At 44.8% G+C, this 24,404-nt stretch carries 18 protein-coding genes; 14 read left to right on the forward strand and 4 right to left on the reverse strand.

The window, feature by feature from the left end; genetic code table 11:
• Nucleotides 1-112: 112 nt before the first annotated feature.
• Together glgP and MWL85_RS09175 are read right to left on the reverse strand one after the other, a co-directional pair.
• The gene (glgP, locus tag MWL85_RS09170) at nt 113-2,686 is read right to left on the reverse strand and encodes an alpha-glucan family phosphorylase (RefSeq protein WP_394802122.1); all 2,574 of its coding nucleotides are present in this window, start codon (nt 2,684-2,686) and stop codon (nt 113-115) included.
• Nucleotides 2,687-2,827: 141 nt separating this feature from the next.
• On the reverse strand, nt 2,828-4,495 hold the full coding sequence (locus tag MWL85_RS09175; RefSeq protein ID WP_244400484.1) for an AMP-binding protein: 1,668 nt from the start codon (nt 4,493-4,495) through the stop codon (nt 2,828-2,830).
• Between the two features lie 241 nt (nt 4,496-4,736).
• Between MWL85_RS09175 and MWL85_RS09180 the strand changes: the two genes are divergently transcribed.
• From MWL85_RS09180 to MWL85_RS09215, 8 genes are all read left to right on the forward strand, one after another.
• On the forward strand, nt 4,737-5,639 hold the full coding sequence (locus MWL85_RS09180) for an Abi family protein (RefSeq protein ID WP_244400485.1): 903 nt from the start codon (nt 4,737-4,739) through the stop codon (nt 5,637-5,639).
• A 58-nt stretch (nt 5,640-5,697) separates the two neighbouring features.
• Nucleotides 5,698-8,688 carry a serine hydrolase domain-containing protein gene (locus MWL85_RS09185; protein ID WP_244400486.1) on the forward strand — a complete coding sequence of 997 codons (2,991 nt, stop codon included), beginning with the start codon at nt 5,698-5,700 and terminating at the stop codon, nt 8,686-8,688.
• Between the two features lie 314 nt (nt 8,689-9,002).
• Nucleotides 9,003-10,010 (forward strand): malate dehydrogenase, encoded by a 1,008-nt coding sequence (locus MWL85_RS09190; protein ID WP_018027886.1) that lies wholly within the window; start codon nt 9,003-9,005, stop codon nt 10,008-10,010.
• 435 nt (nt 10,011-10,445) lie between these two features.
• Nucleotides 10,446-11,675 carry a site-specific integrase gene (locus MWL85_RS09195; RefSeq protein WP_244400487.1) on the forward strand — a complete coding sequence of 410 codons (1,230 nt, stop codon included), beginning with the start codon at nt 10,446-10,448 and terminating at the stop codon, nt 11,673-11,675.
• 28 nt (nt 11,676-11,703) lie between these two features.
• Entirely contained in the window at nt 11,704-13,023 is a 1,320-nt protein-coding gene (locus MWL85_RS09200; protein ID WP_244400488.1) for a site-specific integrase, read from the forward strand.
• The gene (locus MWL85_RS09205) at nt 13,020-13,445 is read left to right on the forward strand and encodes a hypothetical protein (protein WP_036930022.1); all 426 of its coding nucleotides are present in this window, start codon (nt 13,020-13,022) and stop codon (nt 13,443-13,445) included. The genes MWL85_RS09200 and MWL85_RS09205 overlap by 4 nt, the downstream gene beginning before the upstream one ends.
• A gap of 248 nt (nt 13,446-13,693) precedes the next feature.
• The gene (locus MWL85_RS09210; protein WP_231556642.1) at nt 13,694-14,161 is read left to right on the forward strand and encodes a hypothetical protein; all 468 of its coding nucleotides are present in this window, start codon (nt 13,694-13,696) and stop codon (nt 14,159-14,161) included.
• Between the two features lie 324 nt (nt 14,162-14,485).
• Complete coding sequence (locus tag MWL85_RS09215; protein WP_052045691.1) at nt 14,486-15,271, forward strand: hypothetical protein; 786 nt, start codon at nt 14,486-14,488, stop codon at nt 15,269-15,271.
• 158 nt (nt 15,272-15,429) lie between these two features.
• Here the strand turns inward: MWL85_RS09215 and MWL85_RS09220 are convergent, their stop codons facing one another.
• Both MWL85_RS09220 and MWL85_RS09225 read right to left on the reverse strand, forming a co-directional pair.
• Nucleotides 15,430-15,720 (reverse strand): helix-turn-helix domain-containing protein, encoded by a 291-nt coding sequence (locus MWL85_RS09220; RefSeq protein WP_036882771.1) that lies wholly within the window; start codon nt 15,718-15,720, stop codon nt 15,430-15,432.
• A gap of 7 nt (nt 15,721-15,727) precedes the next feature.
• A complete protein-coding gene (locus MWL85_RS09225) occupies nt 15,728-16,237 on the reverse strand; it encodes a helix-turn-helix domain-containing protein (RefSeq protein WP_231556641.1) in 510 nt (169 codons plus the stop codon).
• Nucleotides 16,238-16,639: 402 nt separating this feature from the next.
• Here MWL85_RS09225 and MWL85_RS09230 point away from each other — a divergent pair, with 402 nt between their 5' ends.
• The 6 genes from MWL85_RS09230 (at nt 16,640) to MWL85_RS09255 (ending at nt 24,339) form a co-directional block, all read left to right on the forward strand.
• Nucleotides 16,640-17,914, forward strand: coding sequence for a virulence-associated E family protein (locus tag MWL85_RS09230; RefSeq protein ID WP_244400489.1), 1,275 nt, complete (start codon nt 16,640-16,642; stop codon nt 17,912-17,914).
• A gap of 217 nt (nt 17,915-18,131) precedes the next feature.
• On the forward strand, nt 18,132-19,115 hold the full coding sequence (locus MWL85_RS09235) for a toprim domain-containing protein (RefSeq protein ID WP_244400490.1): 984 nt from the start codon (nt 18,132-18,134) through the stop codon (nt 19,113-19,115).
• A 4-nt stretch (nt 19,116-19,119) separates the two neighbouring features.
• Nucleotides 19,120-19,587, forward strand: a complete 468-nt coding sequence (locus tag MWL85_RS09240) for a DUF3408 domain-containing protein (protein ID WP_244400491.1) — start codon at nt 19,120-19,122, stop codon at nt 19,585-19,587.
• 358 nt (nt 19,588-19,945) lie between these two features.
• On the forward strand, nt 19,946-20,371 hold the full coding sequence (locus tag MWL85_RS09245; protein WP_244400492.1) for a plasmid mobilization protein: 426 nt from the start codon (nt 19,946-19,948) through the stop codon (nt 20,369-20,371).
• Nucleotides 20,361-21,422, forward strand: coding sequence for a relaxase/mobilization nuclease domain-containing protein (locus MWL85_RS09250; protein ID WP_244400493.1), 1,062 nt, complete (start codon nt 20,361-20,363; stop codon nt 21,420-21,422). The genes MWL85_RS09245 and MWL85_RS09250 overlap by 11 nt, the downstream gene beginning before the upstream one ends.
• A gap of 682 nt (nt 21,423-22,104) precedes the next feature.
• Nucleotides 22,105-24,339 (forward strand): DUF262 domain-containing protein, encoded by a 2,235-nt coding sequence (locus MWL85_RS09255; RefSeq protein ID WP_018027885.1) that lies wholly within the window; start codon nt 22,105-22,107, stop codon nt 24,337-24,339.
• Nucleotides 24,340-24,404 lie beyond the last annotated feature (65 nt).

Genomic DNA, 24,404 nt, shown 5'->3' on the forward strand with positions numbered 1-24,404 from the left:
AGGTTTTATGGAGATCCCAAGACTGCGTAGCCCCTACCTTCGCCCCAATACAATGAGAGCCATAAGGCTATTGCCCTATGGCTCTCATATTAAAAATAGACTGGCTCAAGAATCAGAATGCCGATACCCAACGAACATAAGCAAAGTCCATAGGGTGAGCCATTAGCTGGTGCGTAGGAGAGATGCGGATGGCGATCTTCCGGGTACCAGGGTTATTGATCATCTTTCTTAGCTTGTAAGTGCGTCGACTTCCTTCACTGCTCTCTAGGGTAAAGGCATAGTTATCTACAAGTTCTGTCATCATATTATCGGCATTGAATTCAGAGATGACTAGCTCTACCTTGAGGTCAGTAGAGAGTTGGTGTAGGTCGAGCACCACTTGCAACTCCATCTCTTCACCCACTTCAAAGCTACGACTACTGAGGTCCTTGGTGCTCTTCACCTCTATTACCTCCAATTGATCCCATGTATTGGCTACACTTTGTTTCCACTCCACCAGAGTATCGACTGCTGCATAGTTGTTTTCCGCAAGCATTGCTGAGCGTGTAGCAAGTGGCTGGTAGAATCGGGTGATATAGTCATTAATCATCCGTCGCATCGTGAAGCGAGGGAGGATCTCCGCCATAGAAGTCTTGATCATCTTCACCCAACCGGTAGAGTACTCCTTGCCATCACTACGATCGTAGTAAAGCGGGATGATCTCATCCTCTAGGGTCTTGTAAATCGTCACAGCATCTAGTTTATCCTGCTGCCCCTGATCGGTATAGGTGCGTTTGTCGGTCAGTGCCCAACCGCCTCCAGGCACAAACCCCTCATACCACCAACCATCGAGTACTGAGAAGTTGAGCACTCCATTCATCAGCGCCTTCATGCCCGACGTTCCCGACGCTTCTAATGGACGTGTAGGGGTGTTGAGCCATACATCCACACCAGCGATCAATCGGCGAGCTACGCGGATATCATAATTCTCTAGGAATAGGATCTTGCCGTGGAATTGTGGCATCTTAGAGATCTCTATGATGCTCTTGATAAGCCCCTGGCCACCACCATCGGCAGGGTGCGCCTTACCGGTATAGATAAACTGGATGGGGCGCTCGCTGTTATTGACAATCTGTGCCAAGCGATCGAGGTCGGTAAAGAGCAGATGGGCACGCTTGTAGGTGGCAAATCGGCGTCCGAAACCGATGAGAAGGGCATCGGGATTCAGGGCATCGAGCACCTCGTAAGTAAAGGAGGGGTCGTTATTACTCTTGGAGAGACTTGCCTTGTAGCTCGCCCTGAGATGGCGAATAAGTCGGCATTTCATCTCTTTACGCATCTCCCATATTTCGCTGTCTGGTACCTCTTTGATCTTCTTGAGAATGTCAGGATTATCCTGATCATCAAGTATATTCTCCGAGATATATTTCTTGTAGAAAGGGATCCACTCCACAGCGGTCCACGAAGGGAAGTGCACCCCATTGGTCACATATCCCACATGTAGCTCGCTAGGGAAGTAGCCCTTCCACACAGGGGCAAACATCCGCTGCGACACCTTGCCGTGAAGCCAGCTAACACCATTGGCCTCCTGAGCCGTATTGAGCGCCAAGACACTCATGGAGAACTTCTCGTCGGAGCCAGGGTTTTCACGACCAAGGTCAATCAACTCATCAAACGAAATCCCTAGCTTCGCGGCATAGTGACCCATATACTTATCGAAAAGGCCCTTATCAAAGTAGTCGTGACCAGCAGGCACAGGCGTGTGCACTGTATATAGCCCCGAAGAGCGAACGATCTCCAGAGCGTGATCAAAGTCCATTCCACTCTGGGTGAGCTGTGCCATACGCTCAATATTGATGAAGGCAGCATGCCCCTCATTGCAGTGGTATACTTGCTTCTTGATGCCTAGCTTCTCTAGTAGCATAATGCCTCCGATACCAAGCAGATACTCCTGCTTCATACGGTTTTCCCAATCGCCACCGTAGAGCTGGCTAGTAATTCCCTTATCCCAATCACTATTCTTAGGGTGGAAGGTATCCATCAAGTAGAGCGGGATACGCCCTACATCTACTCGCCACACATTGCAGTAAACGGTATGATCTCTAAAGGGGACCTCTAAAGTCATCGGTAAACCCTGCTCATCAGTCACTTGGCTTACTGGGATATTATTGAAGTCATTCTGCTTATATTGGGCAATCTGATCACCATCGGCCGAGATGACTTGGTCAAAGTAGCCATACTTGTATAGGAAGCCTACGCCTACCATGTCTACGCGAGAGTCGCTGGCCTCCTTCAGGTAGTCGCCTGCCAGTACACCAAGACCGCCAGAGTAGATCTTCAGCACATTGCTGAGCCCATATTCCATACTGAAGTAGGCCACACTAGGGATATCGCTACGCATAGGTGCCGCAAGGTATTCCTGGAAGTGCTCATAGGCCTTGTCGAGACGAGCCATAAACTCCTCATTCTGTAGCAATTCCTCTTGCTTTGCACTGCTCAGCCCATTGAGGATCTCAATAGGATTGGCCTGAACAGCCTCCCATTTCTCCTCATCTATCTCGGCAAATAGCTTCCTTACCTCTCTCCTCCAAACCCACCAGATATTGCGGGATAGCTCCTCTAGCTTCGCTAAGTTCTTTGGCAGCTTGGAGTGAGTGTACACTTCATTCCATACCGCCTCATTACAGTTCTTATTACGAATCATAATTATTCAAACCTAATATATTCTCTTAATTACCTATGCAAAGATACTCAAATAATTATACACTAGTGCCCCTCCTCCTATCGGTCTCAATAGGAGGAGGGGCACTGCTAAAAAGTCTCTTATCAGATAAGGGCTTCCGAATCCTTATTTATAGAGATAGCGCTTGATACTCTGCTTAGGCGTCTTCTCAAAGTCACCCTCCAGCACTTCGAAGTTGGAGATTTGGGCAAAGGAGGCAAGGCTCTCATTGAGTTGCTTGCGATTACTTTCGAGTAGCTCTTCCACCTTCTTATCGTTCTTATAGCCCGCCTTTTCGAGTGCCTTTCGGTCGATGGTCACAATCGCCACATTCCGTTTGCCCTCTCGCTGTACCACCACTGCTTCATTCATAAAGGGGAGCATCGCTATCTTCGCCTCTATCTCCTCAGGGTAAATGTTCTGCCCATTAGGTCCTAGGAGCATTGCCTTGGAACGCCCTCTCAAAAAGACACTGCCATCCTTGGCAATATAGCCTAGGTCCCCCGTCTTCATCCAGCCATCCTCCGTAAAGAGCTCGGCAGTTGCTTGTGGGTTTTTGTAGTATCCGAGGCAGACATTCTCCCCCTTCACTTGGATCTCACCCACCATCTGCCCCTCAATCTCTTGGGCATCGGCTACCCGTAGCTTCTCTATCATCTTCAGCTCCTTACCACAAGAGCCAGAGACATAGTTTTTATACTGAGCATAGGAGACCAGTGGCGCACACTCCGTCATGCCGTAGCCGACGGTGTAGGGAAACTTAATACGGTCGAGGAACTGAGCCACCTCGGCATTGAGGGCTGCGCCACCAATGATGATCTCACCTAGATTGCCCCCTAGTGCCTGGATCAATCCCTCTCTAAACTTCTTGTATACCGAGTTGCGGAGGATAGGTGTCTTAAGTACCAGCCGCACCGAAGTCTCCTTGAGCTTAGGCGTCACCACGCTCTTGTAGATCTTCTCCAATACGAGTGGCACGGAGAGGATCAGTCGAGGTTGCACCTCCTTAAGTGCTTTGAGGAGAATGGTAGGGGTAGGCTTTTGACCAAGAATATAGACGTGTGCACCCGAAAGCAAGGGGAGTAGGAAGTTGAATGCACAGCTATAGGCGTGGGCGTTGGGGAGGAAGCAGAGAAGGCGATCACCGCGACTCTGCATCTTTTCCGTCACTGCATAGGTCATATTGGCTGCTAGGTTGTTGGCAGTGGTCATCACCCCTTTACTAAAGCCCGATGTACCAGAGGTATAACTAATGAGTACCACCTCCTCATTGCTCACCTCGGGGAATTTCACATTCTCCCGAGTAAAGTCATTGGGGTATCGCTCCTTGAATAGAGCATCTATATTGAGTGCCTTAGTTGGGTCGTTGGAGAGTAGTCCTAGGAGTGGCTCCATACTTTTAATCCTATAAAGCCCCAATACATTGGGGAGCAGTGCTCCCTCTAGGTGTTTCTCGTGCTCTGGCCCCACGAATACAAACTTAGAGTCACTATGCTCAATGAGGTGTAGCAAGTCGGCCTTAGGGAAGTCGGGCAGTATAGGTACCACCACCGCCCCATAGGTAACGATGCCCATCCATACCATACACCACTCGGCACAATCCTTACCAATAAGGGTCACCTTATCGCCCTTCTTGATGCCATTCTGCTCCAAGATAAGGTGTACACGTGCTGCCCACCGTGCGACATCTGCCACAGTATAGGTTCGCCCCTCCTCATAATTGGTAAAGGCAGGAAGCGCCCAATTCTCCTTCAGTACCCCCTCATATAGCTTTACAAAGTTCTCCTTAATCATAATCCTCGTGGTCTAATGTTAATATTCATTACAAACATACAGATTCTACCGTAAACTACCAACTAAAGCGGAAATAAACCTGCCAATACGAGCTAATGTGTAATTAAACTTCTAGTGAATTGGATCTTGTAACTTTCTTGTATAGGAGTTTGGAATGTCAATAGATTATTCGTAACTTTGTAGCACGAGAACCCGCCAAGCCTCTCAACGATGCTCAAATGTGCGGGTCTTTTTTTATACTATGACAAAAAGAATTCCGTTTGTAAAAACATACGCTACCCCTAAGGAGTTAGTACAGTTGCTCAAAGCAAGAGGCATGAAAATAACTGATGAAGGAAAGGCTGAACACTACCTTGCTCACATCGGTTACTACCGCCTATCTGCATATATGCACCCTTTAATATCCACCCCTAAGGAACAAAAACTATTTAAGCAAGGTGTTACCTTTGACAAGGTAATGATGCTGTATAAGTTTGACAAGAAGTTACGACTGCTCCTCTTCAATGAAATTGAAAAAATAGAGATTGCGGTGCGTTGTGCAATCGTAAATTTTGGAACAAAAATATTAGACGATCCATTCTGGATGACGAACGGACGTTATTTCTCAGATCCTAGTAGATTCAGACGCACTAAACACCTAATTGAAGATGAGTTAAACCATACTAAAGAGGATTTCATCCATCATTTCAAGAAAAGCTATATCAATCAGTACCCACCATCTTGGATACTGGCTGAGATACTACCATTTGGAGTAGTCACCAACATTTATTCCAACATTAAGAATAAAAGGATTAAGAAATCCATTGCTCAGTCATTTGGACTGCAAATTTCTCCATTCGAATCTTGGCTTACTATTGTTGCAGTAACACGAAACTCTTGCTGTCATCATGCTCGTATTTGGAATCGCGTATTCTCCATTCGTGCTACTATGCCAATCAGAATAAACCGTCCTTGGATTACATTGCCAACTGATCCATTAAAGGTATACTTTGACCTGTGCATTATCAAGTATTTCCTTGATGTCATATCGCCAAATAACGACATGCTCCACAAAATGAATCATCTTTTTGCTACATTTCCAGAGATAGACAAGGTTGCACTTGGCTTTCCAAAGGGATGGGAGAATGAACCATTATGGAAATAATCCATTTAGCTTTTACATTGCCACTTTTCACCATAATGGCAATTGATTATCAAAGATTATGAAGAGAAACAATATATATAAGATGTTTGGGAGTATCCTTGCGGTACTTCTTTGTTGCCCCGTTGTAAAAGCGGGCACCCCACCAACGATGATCAAGGATCCTGCTCGTTCTGTTGCGGCCTATGCTTATGCCGATAGCGTGATGCAGGGGATGACGGATGAGCAGCTTCTAGCTCAGCTGATTATGCCAATGGTCTACCCCAAAGAGGGACAAAAAGCCCTAGAGGAGTGGGACCACCTAGTGGCACGTGGCTTCGGGGGCGTCCTTTGGCAAAAAGGGACGCCCGAGCGACAGCTCTTCCTCACCAATTGCATGCGACAGAGAGCCACGATCCCGATGCTGGTGGCGATGGATGGCGAGTGGGGACTCTCGATGCGTCTTTCTGGCACTATCCGATGGCCTCGAAACATTGTGCTGGGGGCCACCAACAACCTCTCCACTGCCTTTGAGTATGGTAGAGCCACAGCAGAGGAGGCGAAGCGGATGGGTATTCAGGTCAATTTCGCCCCTGTCGCCGACGTCAATAACAACCCCCTCAATCCAGTCATCGGTACCCGTAGCTTTGGCTCCGACCCTCAGCAGGTAGCGAAGCTGGTACTAGCTTATGGTCAAGGGCTAGAGAGCCTAGGAGTGCTGGCGGTAGCGAAGCACTTCCCCGGTCACGGTGATACCAAGGTCGATTCCCACAAAGCTTTACCCGTGATATCGCACGACCGAGCACGGCTAGAGGAGGTAGAGCTCTACCCCTTCACCCAATTTATCCAGAAGGGCTTAGGGGGTATTATGACAGGACACCTCACTGTTCCCGCACTAGATAGCAGCCGAAAAGCGGCCAGTGTAAGCCACGCCATCACCACCGAACTACTGCAGGAGCAACTCGGCTTCGAGGGGCTCATCTTCACCGATGGGCTAGCGATGCAAGGGGTGATAGACAATGTAGGCAAAGGCTCTGTCGCTGTCGCCACTTTCAAGGCTGGCAATGATATTCTATTGGCACCACCCTCACCCCAAAAGGCATTAGCAGAGCTGCTCACCGCACTAAAAGCGGGAGAGATAGACCGCAGTGAGGTGCTACGTCGTTGCCGAAAAGTACTTGCGTGGAAACATCTCCTTGGGGCAACTAATCGGGCGCTACTGCCAACCACCGCCCTCTCTGCCGACCTTAATAATGAGCAGAGCAAGGCACTTCACACTAGAATCTACGAGGAGAGTGTCACCCTACTGAAGAATAATGAGTCACTCCTTCCATTCGCTGGAAAAAGTGAGATAGCCCTCCTGCGTTATGGAGATTCTAGGACCCCTCAGCTCCTACAAGTACTCCGCAATGGTGGCACAGTTAGCAGCTACGGCATTGGCGTGAAGGCAGGTAGTAAGGAGCGACAGGCGACCTACCAAAAGCTTCACAAAAGCCCTGTGGTACTAGTCGCTATCACCTCCGAAAGGGCACGGCCCGATGCTGGGCTCCTTCAATTGGCACGCGATAGGTCGGTAGTCTTGCTTTTCCTCACCAATCCCTACACCGCACTGCACTTCAAGGATGTGATCACCGAGGCAAAGGCGGTGGTGATGGGCTACGATAGTAGTGTCAATGCCCAGACAGCCGTCGGACGTGCCTTACTCGGTCAGCTTCCCATGAGTGGGGTGCTACCAGTTGACCTACCCCCACTTTTCAAGGCGGGAGCAGGCATTCCTCTAGAGCGAAAAGGGCTCACCTTCGCCAAGCCCGAGGCCGTGGGTCTCAATAGCCGCCTCCTCTCTAAGATAGATGATATCGCCCTCGAGGGGGTGAAGAAAGGCGCCTACCCTGGTTGCCAGGTACTAGTGGCGAAGGAGGGAAAGGTGGTTTATAGCAAGGCCTTTGGCTACAAAGATAGCGGAAAAAAGGAGCCCAATAACACCGCCACCCTATACGACCTCGCCAGTGTCACCAAGGCAGTCGCCACTGTACCGCTGCTGATGATGGCAGAGGACGAGGGGCGGTTGTCTACAAAGGATCCACTAGGTAAGCACCTCGATTTCCTCAAAGGAAGCAATAAGGAGTCGGTAACACTTGCCGACCTTCTTTTTCATACAGGGGGGATGCCCGCGGTGATCAATTTTTACCTCTCACTCATCGACCAAGAAAGCTATCCTTCGCCACTAATCACCTATCGGCACCAAGCCGGCTTTCCCATTCAGATCGCCCGAAAGGCGTGGGCAAGGCGCGACTTCTCCTACCTCCCATCATTGGTTAGTAGAGAGCAGAGTGAGGACTACCCTATCCGCTTCGCCGAGGGATATTACCTCCACCGTTCGGTAAGGGAGATGATGCGTGAGGAGATCCGCGATGCACAGCTCCGTCGGCGGGGTTACCGCTACAGTGACATTGACTTTCTGCTATTGCAAGAAGTGCTCGAGCAGTGCTACCAGATGCCACTCGATCAACTTTTTATGGAAAAGCTAGCCACACCACTTGGGCTAAAGCGACTCACTTACTGCCCTTTGGCACGATTTGCCCCTTCCGAGATAGCCGAAGGGCAAAAGGATCAATTCCTTCGCCACCAAACCCTCCGTGGCGATGTGGATGACGAGGCAGCAGCGATGCTAGGAGGAGTATCGGGCAATGCCGGGCTCTTTGGCACAGCAGAGGAGCTATTTCCACTCCTACAGATGCTCCTCAATGGCGGCACTTACGACGGTCACAGGTATATTAAACCCAATACGGTACAGAAGTTTACCACAGCCCGCCGCCCCGGCTCCCCCTATGCACTCGGTTTCGATCGACACCGTGGCAAAGGCAAGGTAGGCAACGTGGCCGATATTGCACCCCTCTCCACCTATGGGCATACCGGCTTCACCGGCACCTGCTGCTGGATAGACCCCCAAAATGAGATTGTCTACATCTTTCTCTCCAATAGAGGCGCCCCAAAACGGTGGAATAACCAGCTCTCACAGCTCAAGATCCGCACCCGCATCCAAGAGCAAATCTACCTTTCACTAAGGGGATAGTCCAGAGGTTACGCATTAGAAGGGTCTTGCCGTTTGGTATTAATTGGAATGTCTATGGTCAGGACCTCGCGGAGGTTCTCCACCCAAGGCACCCCAGACATACGGGTTATTAGGCCATGGAAGCCCTCGGGCTTCACCCACTCCCCCACCGACTCGTCTGACCTGTCCGACTCGTCCGACTTGTCTGATTACCCCCTTATATTGCCCGCCACCGCATTTTCTATGGCGAATATTATTTATTTACAAAATTCTTTATTACATTTGTGGAAGTATTAGATGACGGTATTATTTTCACAATATAAAGTTTATATCTTATGAGTTTTTTGACTGACGACAAGCTCGTGATCATCGGAGCAGGAGGTATGATTGGTAGCAATATGGCACAGACAGCAGCTATGATGCGCCTCACCCCAAATATTTGCCTATACGACCCCTATCTCCCTGGTCTTGAGGGCGTGGCAGAGGAGATCCGGCACTGTGGATTCCAGGGTCTCAACATGACCTTTACCGACAATTTCGAGGAGGCTCTAAAGGGAGCTAAGTACATCGTATCCTCAGGTGGCGCCCCTCGTAAGGATGGCATGACTCGTGAGGACCTACTCAAGGGTAATAGCGAGATCGCTGCCGACCTCGGTGAGCACATCAAGCGCCTTTGCCCCGATGTAAAGCACGTGGTAATCATCTTCAACCCTGCCGATATCACCGGTCTCGTAACCATGCTACACGCAGGCATTGACCCACGCCGTGTGACTACTCTTGCAGCACTCGATAGTACTCGTCTGCAGAGCGAGCTAGCTAAGCACTTCGGTGTAGCTCAGTCCGAGGTTACTGGTGCACGCACCTTCGGTGGCCACGGTGAGCAGATGGCAGTCTTTGCATCAAATGCCAAGATCGCTGGCAAGCCATTGAAGGACTACATGGGTACCGACAAACTGACCAAGGAGCAGTGGGAGGAGATCCGTACCAAGACCACTAAGGGTGGTGCTAATATCATCAAGCTACGTGGTCGCTCATCATTCCAGAGCCCAGCATACTGCTCTATCGAGATGATTGCTGCTGCTATGGGTGGTGCTGAATTCCCATGGCCAGCAGGTACTTTCGTGAACAATGATAAGTTCCAAAACATCATGATGGCAATGGATACCAAGATCGGCAAGGATGGTATTGTTACCTACAATATGCCTGAGGGCACACCAGAGGAGATGGCCGAGCTAGAGGCTAGCTACAAGCACCTGGTAGACCTACGCAATCAAGTGATTGAGATGGGCGTGATCCCAGCAGTAGAGGATTGGGGCACCATCAATAAGCACTTCGCTAAGTAATCTCCTTATAGATAGAGAAAAACAAATCCAAAAGGGTCGGGCTCCTCGTGATGCCCGACCCTTTTTTCTATAGATTAAAAAAACCTGCTGTGTGGTCAGAAAAAGTGACCATCTATGAGAGCAAAAGTTGAGTTGCAAGAACGCAACTAATCCTTGAAAATGAAGAAAAGTCGAAGTTGTGGAAAACTAACTGATAATGAGCAGGAAACGGAATAATTTGCATAGAAGTACTCTTTTCAAAAAGGGTCATAATGTGCAGATTTAGGCAGAAGTTCAGTTACCAGAGCGTTACCCGATTTCGTCATAGGTAACGATGGAGTAATGTTCGGTAACTGAATTATTTTCGCTCGTGTGGCTGTTGCTACGGTTGGCAGTTTTCTGCATAAGTGAAGAACGCTTTAATTCGGGTAACTTTGCCCATAAAAATTAAGGCGTATGAAAACAGAGAAAATGAAGGTGTTGCTCTACCTCAAAAAGAGCGGAAAGGATAAGCAGGGTAAGGCTCCCATTATGGGACGTATCACGCTTGGAAGGAGTATTGCGCAGTTCAGTTGCAAGCTATCCTGCAATCCCGATTTGTGGAATCCCCGTGAAAGCAGAATGGACGGAAAGAGTCGTGAGGCAGTGGAAGTGAATGCCAGATTGGAAAGTCTGCTGCTATCCGTCCAAACAGCCTATCAGTCTCTGCTATCCAAAGGTTGCCCATTTGATGCAACTGATATAAAAGAGGAATTTCAAGGAAGCGTTCAATCTAAATGTATGCTTATTGAAAGACTAGATAGGCTCATCAAAGAGAAAGAAAACCATATCGGCATTGACATCAAGGAGGGAAGTATATTTGGCTATCATTCCACTCGTACCCATTTGCAGAACTTTATACAAAAGAGGTATAAGGTTGCTGATTTGGCTTTCTCACAGCTTACCGAACAATTTATCTACGACTTCCAACAATACTTTATGGGGATTTGCGGGTTTCAGGAAAGTACGTTCTATAATGCTGCTACCCATCTGAAAACGGTATGCAGATTGGCTTATCGTGAAGGATTAGCCGATATTTTATTGTTTGACAAAGTCAAGGTAAGCAAAGGCGACAAGAAACTACCCAAAGCTCTTGATAGGTGTTCGCTTGACAAACTAATGAACATACAGTTTGGAGAGTTGGAGGAGGAAATGGAAACTGCAAGGGACTTGTTTGTCTTTGCCTGCCATACAGGTGCAGCTTATTGCGATTTGATGGAGTTAAACAGGTCGTATCTTGTCCGTGATGACGAAGGAAACCTTTGGCTGAAGTTCAACAGGCAGAAGACAGGCGTACTTTGCCGTATCAAGTTGTTGCCTGAAGCCATCAGGATAATAGAGAAGTACAAGAGCGATGAAAGGGAAAGCCTATTGCCACAGATGAAATATGCCACCTATCAATCGTATCTTAAAGCATTGCGTCTAAGAGCAGGCATAGCCTTTCCCTTTACCACGCATACGGCAAGGCATACCTTTGCCACGCTCATTACCCTTGAACAAGGAGTATCGATAGAAACGGTGAGCAAGATGTTGGGGCATAGTAACGTGAGTATGACCGAGCGGTATGCAAAGGTTACGCCACAGAAGCTGTTTTTGGAGTTTGAGCGTTTCCTTTCTTTCACGGAGGATATGCAGATGAGTATTTAGCAATAGTAGTATTAAAACTAAAATCATTATGAGAAGTACATTCAAGACACTGTTTTATATCAACAGACAAAAGACCAAAGCAAATGGTCTTACCTCCATACTCTGCCGTATCACGATAGATGGCAAGAACTCTGTCATTACTACAAACGAAGAATGTAAGCCTGCGGAGTGGAATGCCAAGCAAGGAATAACTACAGATAAGAAAACAAACCTTCGCCTGCAATCATTCAGAGAACAAGTAGAAAGGACCTATCAGGAACTGCTCCTAAAAGACGGGGTGATAAGTGCTGAACTGCTTAAAAACAGATTGCAAGGCATAGCAACTTCTCCCACCACTTTGTTGGAGCTTAGCAATGCAGAACTACAATCGGTAAAGGAAAGTGTGGGCAAGTCAAAAGCAGAAGGTACATACACTAACCTTTGCTATGCGAATAGAATGCTGTGCGAGTTTATAAAGGACTTAGAGAGTAAGGATATAGAAATCCGAAGTATAACGGAGGAACTGTTTGAGGAATACCGATTCTTTCTTAAAAAGAAAGGGTTGAAAGGATCTTCTATCAACAATTATCTTTGTTGGCTGAGCCGTTTGATGTTCCGTGCAGTAAGTCAGCGTATCATTCGTTATAACCCATTTGAACATGCGGAATATGAAAAGGTGGAAAAGGCAATTCGTTTTCTTAGCAAGAGTGATGTAGCAAACCTGATGGCAATGAAGATATGTGATAGCGATGCCGAACTTGCAAGGCGGATGTTCATCTTCTCCTGCTTCACAGGTTTAGCCATTACGGATATGGAACACTTGACGTTTGGGCATATCAAGAGCGCAGCGGACGGACAGATGTATATAAGAAAGGAGCGTCAGAAGACCAAGGAGGAGTTCATTGTGCCGTTACATCCCATAGCCAAGACGATTATCGAGCAGCAAAGGCAATTACAAGCGGTGAAAGAAGAAAGCAATAACACGAATATGGATAATCGTCTTATCTTTCAACCCTGTTGCAGCAGAAGTGTGTTAGCAGCGAAGTTAAGCATAGTAGGCAAGGCTTGTGGCATCAAGCAACGTCTGTCCTATCACATGGCAAGACATACCTTCGGAACGATGTGTCTAAGTGCAGGTATCCCCATTGAGAGTATCGCCAAGATGATGGGACACGCATCAATTGCAAGTACGCAGATTTATGCGCAGGTAACGGACTGCAAGATTTCGGAGGATATGGACAGACTCATCGCCAAACATCAGGAAAAGAACAAAGAGGATGATAAGGTAACGGTAAAGGAAACTATTACCATAGGTACAATGGCTATTGCCAACACAGGCAGAAACAAAAGCATGGAGGAAACGGCATGAATACGGAAGATGGAATAAAGACCAAGGCTGCAATCCGTCTGGACACGGGGCGTAGCTACTTCGAGTGGGGAAATGGTATGCAGGTTATCCGCAGGGGAAAAGGCGATGTAGCCATGACCGAGGGCGAGCTTGCGAGGTTCTTTGGTGTGACATGGAGGAAAGTCTGTGGCAGACTTCGGGCGATAACCGAAGATTCCATCCTGTCTCCAGATGAAAGGAATGCAGGTGAAAGGAAGATTGTCACAGATAAGGAGGTAAGGGGCTACGCACCGCTTTACCCACTACCGACAATCATCGCCCTTTCCTTTCAACTTGACAGCGTAGAAGCCCACCTGTTCAGAAAGCATGTGTACAGTGAGTTGATGCGTCCAAGGAACTCTGTCATTCCTATCATCATATATGACAGGGGTATCAATAGCTGAATATGTACCAATCCTTTTTCTTTCACTGTTATCTTACTACATTACTAAAATACAAGGTAACACAGTGAAAGAGAAAGGATTACGTTGTAGTTGGTAGATGACTATATGTGCAACTACGGTATGACTACATACTACCAATCCATGAACGGAAAGGATATGTTTTTTAGCCGTGGAATGCGGTCAGAGAGGAAAATGAACTTTTGGGCATCACAAAATGATAACAGATAATCAATGAAAGAGGTGTAAATATGAAAGCAAAGCATCATCAAAAGGACGACCAAAGAAAGTCAGAGTGTAATCAGTCCAACGATAACACAAGAAAAGCTATCAAGCGTAGCTTTTTTGAGTGGAGCGATGGTATGCGTGTTATTCGTCAAGGCAAGGGAGAGGTTGCTATGACGGAGGGCGAACTGGCAAAGTTTTTCGGAGTTAGTTGGCAGAAAGTTAATCATAAGGTCAAGCTTATAAAACAGACTATGTGCTTAAAGTATTATGAGATAGAAGCAGGTAATGCTACCAGCAGCATAAGTAAGCAGGGGGATAGCGTGGAGAGTTATGCGCCACTCTGCCCCTTGCCCATTATCATCGCCCTTTCCTTTCATCTGAACAGCGTAGAGGCAGGTATGTTTAGGAAATATCTCTGCCAAAGGCTGCAATCTCCTGCGCCAACATTCATTCCTATTATTGTTGATACAGGTGTCACACAGGGGTGCTGAGTGGCAGTTATACAGACTACTGATTATATCCTTTTTCTTTCACTGTTATATCTTACTACATAACTACATTAAAGGTAAAGCGGTGAAAGATAAAGGATTAACGAGTAGTTAGGTTATCATCGAAATGGTACTACATAGTAACTACGCTTACCCTTCTTCTTTCACTGCTTAGGTATATCTATAAAAAGTTCAATAACCACTATCATTATTTTTAGGTATTTTTCAGGCAGATGAAGAAAAAAGTTGCCTACTTACTTGCTTTTTTCATGAAAAGTACATATATTCGCAACGTATTTATTTATAAAACTCTAAAAACTTACAGTTATGAAAGCAAAACAAACAACCCTTTACACTCTTACTTTCATATTAGCATTATTTGTAGGAGTGTTAACATCATGCTCTAATGATGATTCTTGTATTCAAAAGAACCCAAATAACATAAAAACAAGGGCATATTCTTCACAAATAGAAGAAGCGAAAGCACTGGCACTTCCTATCAATGAGGTAAACAGTATTCCTAAAGAAATCAAGGATAAACGAGCTGCTGCTGTTATCCTTTCTAATTACATCTCAATAAAAGATAGCTTATACTCTTTAGATATTTCTGAAAAAGATGCACAGACTATTGGAGTAGATGCTGATTTGTATAATTCCGTATTACAAGATTTGAAGAATACAAACAAAGCTATAACTGAGGCTAGATTGCATGGTGAAAAAGTTTCCTTACCAAATGTAAAAGAAGAATCTAAAAAGTATAGGATGTCCAAAGAAGTTCCACAAGCACTAACACGGTCTGGAAATAAAGGAAAGAACCAATACGGCTATATTTCTACTAATGGAACAGAAGAAGGTACAGATGCATTTCTTCCAACTTTCGATAAGAGTTCCGTAAAGTTTACTTGTCGAACTAATGCTGCAATAGCCCCTGTTTATACATGTAAAACTTTTGTTTTCGGAGGTTGGAATGCAAAAACTAAAGTAGGAACACTTTTTACAAATACAGATGTTGTTGTAAAGTTAGCAGCATCTGGTTCAAATGTAACAGCAAAATTGTATTATGCCACAACAGATTCTAATGGTGGATCATGTAATTGGGTTGCAATTGAATAATCATTTGTATTTCATAAGTAAAATAGAACACATAAAAGGTTTGAGAGATTATTTATCCACAAACCTTTTGTGTGTTTTGTAATATTCCAGTATTAATTTTGTGCTAATCTTAGGAGTAGGAGGTAAACACTAATCATGGGTGTTTACCTCCTACTCGATTATAACTTGTAATATTCTTCCAGTAACTTTTCCAAATCCGAAGCCTTATAGAGCATCTTCCCAGCAAACTGCGTATAGGGTATAATTTTTCTATCCCTATAATCCTGCAAGGTGCGAGGGCTGATATACAGCCGCTCACACACTTCTTTACCCGTGAGGAAATGCTCACCGCCAAACAATGGCTTGTGCGTCTCTGCCACTTCCCTTATTCTTCTGACCACGTCATGCAGTGCGGTAAGCACCACCTGCATATCGTCCGAGCCAAAATTCAAATCTTTTGCCGTTTCCATAACTTGTTTATTTTTTAGGTTTGTCAGTTTTTGTAAGGAGCAGCCTTTCCACATCCTCACGTTTATAATAACACTTGTGTCCGATTTGTGCGAATGGCAGCACGCCTGTATCACGATAATGCTGCAAGGTGCGCTTGCTGATGTTAAGCAACTTGCACACATCACCATTGTGTAGCCAGTCGGTATGCTTACACTTCTCTCCAAATGCCTTGTGGCAGCAGTCTGCAAGACTTAATATCTCGTCCCTTAGTTTCTGCCAGTTCTGGTCTGTAATTATCAAATATCCCATACTTCTATTGTTTTGCTCGTTGTTACTGTTTTCTTGTGTTGCAGCGTTCTGCGCCCCAGCACGATGCAAAAGTAGGGATAGTTTCCTTATGCTCAAAGCACTAAGGAACAGCAGGGAAAACAAAGGAAATACGATGAAATTCCCTTCCTTATTCCTTGTCGTTATCAACGCTAATACGCCCACTATTCTTCTTTCACTGTCAATAGATATAGAGATACAACCTACCATTTGGCATAAGTATTCTGCCTTGTTCTAAGATTTCTGAGAACATAGAGATAAGCTCTTAATTTTTGCTTACATCTTTTTGTGGATTGCTTTTTGTTTAAATAGGTAGTTATTTTCGCCTTATCCGTTCTTTGTTATTCCTTTACTTATAGTTCACTACCCAAATGTGCAGAATACCGCATTTGAATGTGGTTTGTTACAAAGCCAATCAATTATTGGTATTTGTATCATTTCCTTTTATCCTTTGATTTCTCCATTTAATCCACTAAAAACTAAGATGTTTGATGATTTCCTACAAGGAATTTTATAGCAAGTCTATGCAACATTATGCAAGCACACCGAGAATGCTTGGCTATCAGAATTATCCTCCTTAACTTCACTTTCAGAAACCATTTTAGGATGATTATGAAGAAGTACGCAGACAATAGCAATATACGCACAGAAGATAAGCCGAAGCATAGTAGGCAAACTTCCAAAAACAAGGAGATAGAAAGCTACCTCTCCACCCATTATGACTTCAGATTCAACACTGTACTTGGCAGAACAGAGTTTTCTCCCAAGTGTGCCAATGTGTATAGCAAGGTCAGCCGTTATGACATCAATACCTTTCGCAGGGAACTTGATAGCGAGGAAGGCATCATCACTTCCGCTGATAATCTCTATTCCATCATCGAAAGCAGCTTTTCTCCCCGTATCAATCCCATACAGGAATACTTCAAGGCTTTGCCAGAGGTTGATGCTTCAGAAGTGCTGTACAAGATAGAGATAAACCAATGCGCCATCGCCAATCTTGCATCGTGCGTTACCGTCCGTAACTCCGAAAAGTGGCTGCCGTACCTTACCAAATGGCTTGTTGCAGTGGTTGCCAACGCTATGGACGACCGTGAATGCCGTAACCATACCTGTCTTGTACTAACAGGGGAGCAGGGAAAGTTCAAGACCTCCTTTCTTGATTTGCTTTGTCCGCCTGCGCTTAAAGGTTACAGCTACACAGGAAAAATATATCCGCAGGAGAAGGACACACTTACTTATATCGGGCAGAACCTTATCGTGAACATTGACGACCAACTGAAAGCCCTCAACAAGCGTGATGAGAATGAACTCAAGAACCTTATTACCTGTCCGATGGTCAAATACCGTATGCCCTATGACAAGTATGTGGAGGAACATCCGCACTTGGCGAGCTTCGTGGCATCGGTAAACGGCAATGATTTCTTGACCGACCCGACAGGCAGCAGACGATTTCTTCCCTTTGAGGTGCTATCTATTGACATAGAACGAGCTAAAGCTATTTCTATGGATGCCGTCTATACCGAAGCTAAATCCTTGTTAAACGCAGGCTTTCGATATTGGTTTGACGATGACGAGATAGCTGAACTCTACAAGGAGAGTGAGGACTTCCAAGTGCAGACCGCAGAAATGGAACTCTTGTCGTGCTGTTTTGAGAAGCCAATGGAGGACAATTCTCATTGTGCTTACATGACCACTACCGAAATACTCGCTTATTTAGGTGTTTATACGCATCCACCCTTGACACTCAAACGTATGGGCGAAGCACTCAAAAGAGCTGGCTTTGAAAAGGTAAGCAAGAGGCGTGAGGGTTGTAGTCCTGTCTATGTTTATAAGATTAGGAAAATCCACCCCTGCCCACTGGTAAATAGCTGTAGTAGTTTGATGTAGTAGAGTGTGTAGTATCATCGTTTACTGCAAAGTATTGTTGATTATTAATAACTTACATTAAAGAAGTATGTAGTAAGAAGAAAGTGAAAAAAGTTTTTAGGGGAAAAGCTTTAGGAAGCAAAAAAGCATCAATGAAGTTTGCGCTATCAGCATAATCAAAATATAATCCGATATAAAATCAGAATGAATAAATGTTCAACCAATAATTATAATGACAATGAAAGAAGAAGATTTATCACGCATCAAGCGATACTCTATTGTGGAGTACCTTGAAAGGAAAGGTATCAAATCTGTGCGTAGGACACTAGCCTATGCCCTTTACCATTCACCGCTTCGTGAAGACACGCATCCAAGTTTCAAGGTGGACACAGAAAAGAACCTTTGGATAGATTATGCCGAAGGCAAAGGCGGAAGTATTATCGACCTTTGTATGCGGTTAGAGGGTTGCACGCTGTCGGAAGCCATCCGCCTTTTGGGGCGGAACGCTCCCGATTATACAGTGTGTAATCCTCAAAGAGAGAGTGTACAAGACTCTTCCAAGCAGGAAAGCATCAGACAAGCAGCATCTGCAAACGGAGCAAGGAGACTGACAGGTATATCAGACACCTTGCCACCCCACTTGCAGAAATACCTCACGGAAGAACGCTGTATCAACATAGAAAAGGCTATGCCCTTTCTGCGTTGTATCAGCTATGAGGTAAGAGGTCTTCATTACCAAGCCATTGGTTTCGCCAATCAATCGGGAGGTTATGAGCTTCGAGATAACGGTATGTTCAAGGGAACAATAGCACCAAAGGACATTACTCCGATATTTACAGACAAGGCTGATCCTGTCTGTATATTCGAGGGATTTATGGACTTTCTATCCTTTCTTTCAATGAAAGAAGAATTTACCAACCACTGTCTTGTGATGAACTCCGTAAGCAATGTAGCGAGGAGCATCCGCTACCTCAATGAAAGACAGGTGTTTTCTATTCGTACATTCTTTGACAATGATGAAGCAGGACGCAGAGCTACGGCAGATTTCGTAAAGGCAGGTTTTAAGGTGGAGAATATGTCCGTGCATTACAGGAACTTCAAAGACCTCAACGAATATCACGTACATAGGGTACGTGAGCAACAGAAGAAACAATCACAGGTGATGCAGCAAATGCAAAGCAACTCCATAAAGGTAAAACAAGTTAAACATAAAATAAGATAGAAAAATGGAAAAGAAGAAAACAACAGAGGTAGAGTATGACCTTTCATATTATTTAGGTGGTAACGAAGAAGAACAGCTCGGAAGAAGTAGCCAGCAGCACACAAAGATGACACGGAGCGGTAAGCCATCAGAGGATGTCGAGCCATTACAGAACACAGAGGTATCACGGTGTACCGAGCTTTCACACAAAACTGAACAAGCAAGGCTGCCAGAGAATGCACCCGTTCAGAAACGCATCAGTACCAAAATGAGGAAGGAAACGCTTGAAGCCTACAAGCAAGCCTATCTTTTGCCTACCAAACTCAGCAATAGAAAGGCTGTCTATCTGAGCAAGGAAACACAGGAACGTGCAGACCTCACCGTGCGAAGATTGGGCGACAGGGGCAGCAATCTTTCGAGCTTTGTGGAGAACCTCGTGCGCAGCCATTTAGATGAGTACGGAGAAGATATAGAGAAATGGAGGAAACTGTAAGCACGAAAAAAAGGTGAGGATTTCAAAAAAAGTGATGACCTTTTTGTGCAAAACCCTCAACCCTTTCTCGGAAAAATGAATACCATATTCTTGACCCAATAATTGAACGGTGGGAATGCCACGAACGTAGTTAGACAATGAATGCAGTGCATTCGATTTCAAGTAAAGAAACGCTTCGGGCGTTATCGGCTTTTTCACTGACATTGCAAGACGTCAGTTTGTACCCACAAACTGCCCTTGCTCCCCTCGTCAGACTATCGGGGAGATAAAACCGTAATCACTCCGTTCTCATCGGTCAGTGTTCAGGAATTAAGCAACAACGAATCATCTACAATGATTAACTTTCAAAAAAACTTATATGAGCAGATACAAGGGAAAAGCTGCCCGATGGCAGCAACGGGATAAGGAAGAACAGCGGATGAACAAGACAGAGTTCATCAAAGTAAGATGCACCTTAGAGGAGAAGCATCGTATCAAGTCAAAAGCGGAAAGTACAGGGCGGAAGTTCTCAGAGTACTGCCGTGAGATACTCCTTAACAGAGAAGTAATAGCTGTTCCCAAGATGACAGACAATGAGAGGGAAGCCATTGCCATTCTCCAACATACAGGAAGGTTCTATGGGCAGATTTCCAATCTCATCAAGCTCAAGGACGAGGATTGGCTACATATCACCAAGAACCTTTCGCTATGTGCCAAAGAGGCATTTAAGCGGTTTTACGACCCGCATTTTCGGGTGGATGATGAAATATATAAGGTCTTAAATCTAACAAGAAATGATAGGTAAATGCAAGGCGATAGCGCACGGAAGCACAGCTTTGGACTATATTTTCAGGGAAGGCAAACTCGGTAGTCGGCTTGCATTCCACAATCTTTGCAGCAGAGATCCAAAGACAATCTATGAGGAAATGAAAGTAGTCAGCGATTACAACAGCCGTTGCAGGAACAAGTTTCTCCGTATCGAAATCGGCATCGCACCGCAGGACGAGAAAAAACTGCCCGTGTCCGAACTGATGCGGATCGCCCATTTGTTTGCCAAGCGAATGGGACTTGACAACCATCAATGGGTGGCGGTAACGCACAAGGACACCGACAACACACACATTCACATCATTGCCAACCGCATCAGTCTGTACGGAGAAGTCTATGATACCACTTTTGTGAGCAACAGGGCAGCAAGGATGGCGGAGGAAATCAGTCGGGAGAAAGGCTTGACCATCGCAAAGGAGGTCAAGGCGAAAAAGCAGCATCAGGAGCCAAAAGCCAGTCCAATAAGAGAGCAGACAAAACAGCAAGTACAACAAATCTGCTATGCCCTGCTTGACAAGTACAAAGGTATAGGTATCACCGGGCATTCCATGTTCCTTTACGAGTTGAACAAGAACGGCATTACCATAGAGCGTATGAAGAACAAGCAGGGCAAGGTCTATGGTTTGAAGTTCTCATACGGAGGATATACATTCAAGGCATCCGAAATCGGCAGAGAGTTCGGCTACCGTTCTTTGCAAAAGAATTTTGAACCAACTAACAAGGAAGAGTCAAGGAAACCACATCAAACAGTACAAGAGCCAACAGACAAGAACAAATATCCCGATACAGGTTATCAACTCATACCTCCAAGCCGCTCCTCAATTTCACGAGACAATGACACACCACAAGTGCAGAATCCCATTGGTGCGGTGGCAGACACCATCGTTAGCGCAGCCGATGAAGTTGTGGAAGAGTTAGGCGATTTGATTACACCTACTACGCAAGGCAATGACTATGCCGAAGCTGCATGGCAGCGCAAACTCAGATACCAAGCTAACAGAAAGAAGAAACGTGGAAGGGGATTATAACTCACGCCTGAACAAAATGCAGAAAGAAGAATATCTCATTAAAAATGCTTGTTATTCGGTAACAAAGTATTATCTTTGCAAACAGAATAACAAGCGTTCTTTGTTAGGCAGAAAACAGCAAAGCCAAGTAGCTCGCTCGTTTCCAAATCGTTACCTGTTTAGTTATACCAACAAGGTAACTTCTTTATTTTCAGATAGATATATTTTTATAATTATCTTACTAAGCAATTGGCGAGTTGCAACTAAGCGATCGGCGAGATGCAACAAAGCAAATGCTTAGTTGCATCTCGGTTTTTGCTTAGATGAGAGCACACCCAAGGGGTGGCTCATTGGACAATGGGTGCCTCATCGGACAAGTCGGACAGGTCAGACAAGTCAGACGAGTCAGACACCCGTACCCCGTCAGCAACTTATTGGGGCTCCGACTCGTCCCACTCGGGCAATAAATTGTCGCCAAAAAGCACCCGACAGGGTGCCATTCAGATAGCCTCCGGTCTTCGGCTCTACGAGCCTCGACCGGGGGGAAAGGGATTGCGGTTTATCCATCGACCCTTGCGGTCGCACTAGCCGATACTGGTGCGACCACAAATGCCAAACAAATGCCATAAATCATTCTAGGTTTACTCATTATTTATCTATATATTTGTTTGAAAATGATTGTATTACAGATTATATATAGTTTATGAGAGTAGAGTCTAAGAATGTCAGAGAGTTACTTATGGGCAATACTTCGCCCTTCTTTATTCCCCCTTTCCAACGATCATACGCTTGGGGTAAGCCCGAATTAAGTCGCTTTTTCCATGATATTACAAGATTGCTTGAGTCGGAACTTTCTGGAAAAGAGCCAAAGCTACAGCATTTCTTTGGTACGCTTGTAGTCAAGAGAGAATACCAAAGCCTTGATAAAGATATTATTATTGTTGTTGATGGGCAGCAGAGAATAACCACTACTCTGCTTTTCCTTCTTGCTCTTCGTGATACATTTCCCATGTCCGATGATGAAAGAGAAGGTACTGACCAAGCTTTCTTTTATAGTTCGGACTCAAAATATGAAGAGAAAATCAAACTAAAGCAAGTTACTGCAGACTGGGATTGCTATAAAGCTATAGTGACTGGCAAGAAAGCTCCTTCAGGTTTGATTACTAATGCCTACACTTATTTTTGTAGAGAGTTGAAGGCACTTATGCAAAGAGTTCCTAGGTTGGAAACTGTGCATTTCGTCAGTATCTTAGAGCGAATAAATCTTGCTGTAATCAATCTTGAAAATGATCCTTATAAGGGAGAGGATCCACAGATTATATTTGAAACACTCAATTCTCTTGGTAGGCCACTTACCCTATCTGACCTTATTCGCAACTATATTCTTCTAGGTTTGAATAGTGAAGAACAGACAGAAGCCTACGAGCAGTGCTGGTTCCCCATGATTGAGGAGAAACTAACCAGAAAAGAGACTTCAAATTACTTACGGGACTTTACACAATACAAGCTCTCGGAGTATTTAGTGACAGCTAGCGATAGTAATGCTAAACAATTATACTCCATTTTCAAAGAAAGAGTTGCATCAGAATATGAAGATAAACAACTGCTTATTCTTGAGATATCAGAAGTGGCACACTACTATTTGGCAATCGTTGACCCCGACTATACCCCACGTCTCACTGAAGACAAAAGATTTAACAAGGAAGTAAAAGACTTACTAATTGATATCTTTCAGGGTATTAAGTCAGACCCATTTAAATCTTTCGTGATGGGGTTGCTGATTAGTCATCAAGGAATTAATGGAAAGAAGAAACTGTCCGATGATGCCTTGCTAAATACTCTCCGAATGATTAAGACATACTTAATACGAAGAAGAGTATGTGATTTGACCAGCGGAGAAAATAAGAATATGCCTTTGTTGACTAAATATATTCCTGAAATGGCTAACGGAGAAACCGACTTCCTACAAATAATAAAGCAATTGCCTTATTTCCTAAGAATGCCAAATGATAAGGAGATACGCAGTACTCTCGAGACCTTGCCTTTTTATAATGAGCTAAGAAACTATTCAAAGCTTATCCTTGGTGATATGGAGAAAAAGAGATCTAAGGTATCAGTGGATTATAGAGATCCATTAATAACGATTGAACATATTATGCCCCAAAAATTAACCACTATTTGGGAGCAAGAATTGGGAGAAGACCATCAAGAAGTACATAGTAAATACCTCCACAACATAGGGAATCTTATCCTAACTGAATATAATATGGAGATTAGCAATCGATCGTTTGAGACAAAGAAGCAGAAGCTTGGAGAATCTGCTTTAAGTTACAGACTTGATATTATTTCAGTAGAGCGGTGGGATGAGCAAGCAATACTCAAACACCAAGAGCAGATGATTCAGTTATTCTTAAATGCGTATGAACTCCCAGATGAATATCAAATTGTTAACAACTGGAATGAGCGGATTGAAGATAACGAGATACGAAAGTTTTCTATAACTGATTCAGATGCAAAATCCTTTGTAAAGTTTAGACAGCCAGAAAGTGTAACAATTGAAGGTAAAGTCTATAAGGAAAATAGGTGGAACCACTTATATTTTGCAATACTTCAACACCTTAAACGGAACTACCCCAACCAATACGAAGTGCTTGTCAATGATCTAACTACTCATCTAAAGCAAGGGAAAAACCCTAGCGTAATCAATTGGAAAGATGAAGAACTATATCCAGAAATTCCAAGCTTTAATACTCGTTATGCCTTAGTTGATGGTACGGTCTTGAAAAAAATACCAAATAACTATTCTGGAGATAAAAGGCTGGTTTTTTACCATAATAGGTCAGCAGAAAAGATGATTGAAGGCATAAATGAGATGTTTGAATATTTCCATGTAGATGGTGATGAGGTAATCATTACACTCAAAGAAAAATCTAACTGATCCAGGTCCAACCCTCAAGGGGTTGAATGGTGGGGGTGGGTGGTTTCATAAACCCCTAGTCTCCG

Source organism: Porphyromonas somerae (assembly GCF_022845615.1).
Taxonomy (GTDB): domain Bacteria; phylum Bacteroidota; class Bacteroidia; order Bacteroidales; family Porphyromonadaceae; genus Porphyromonas_A; species Porphyromonas_A somerae.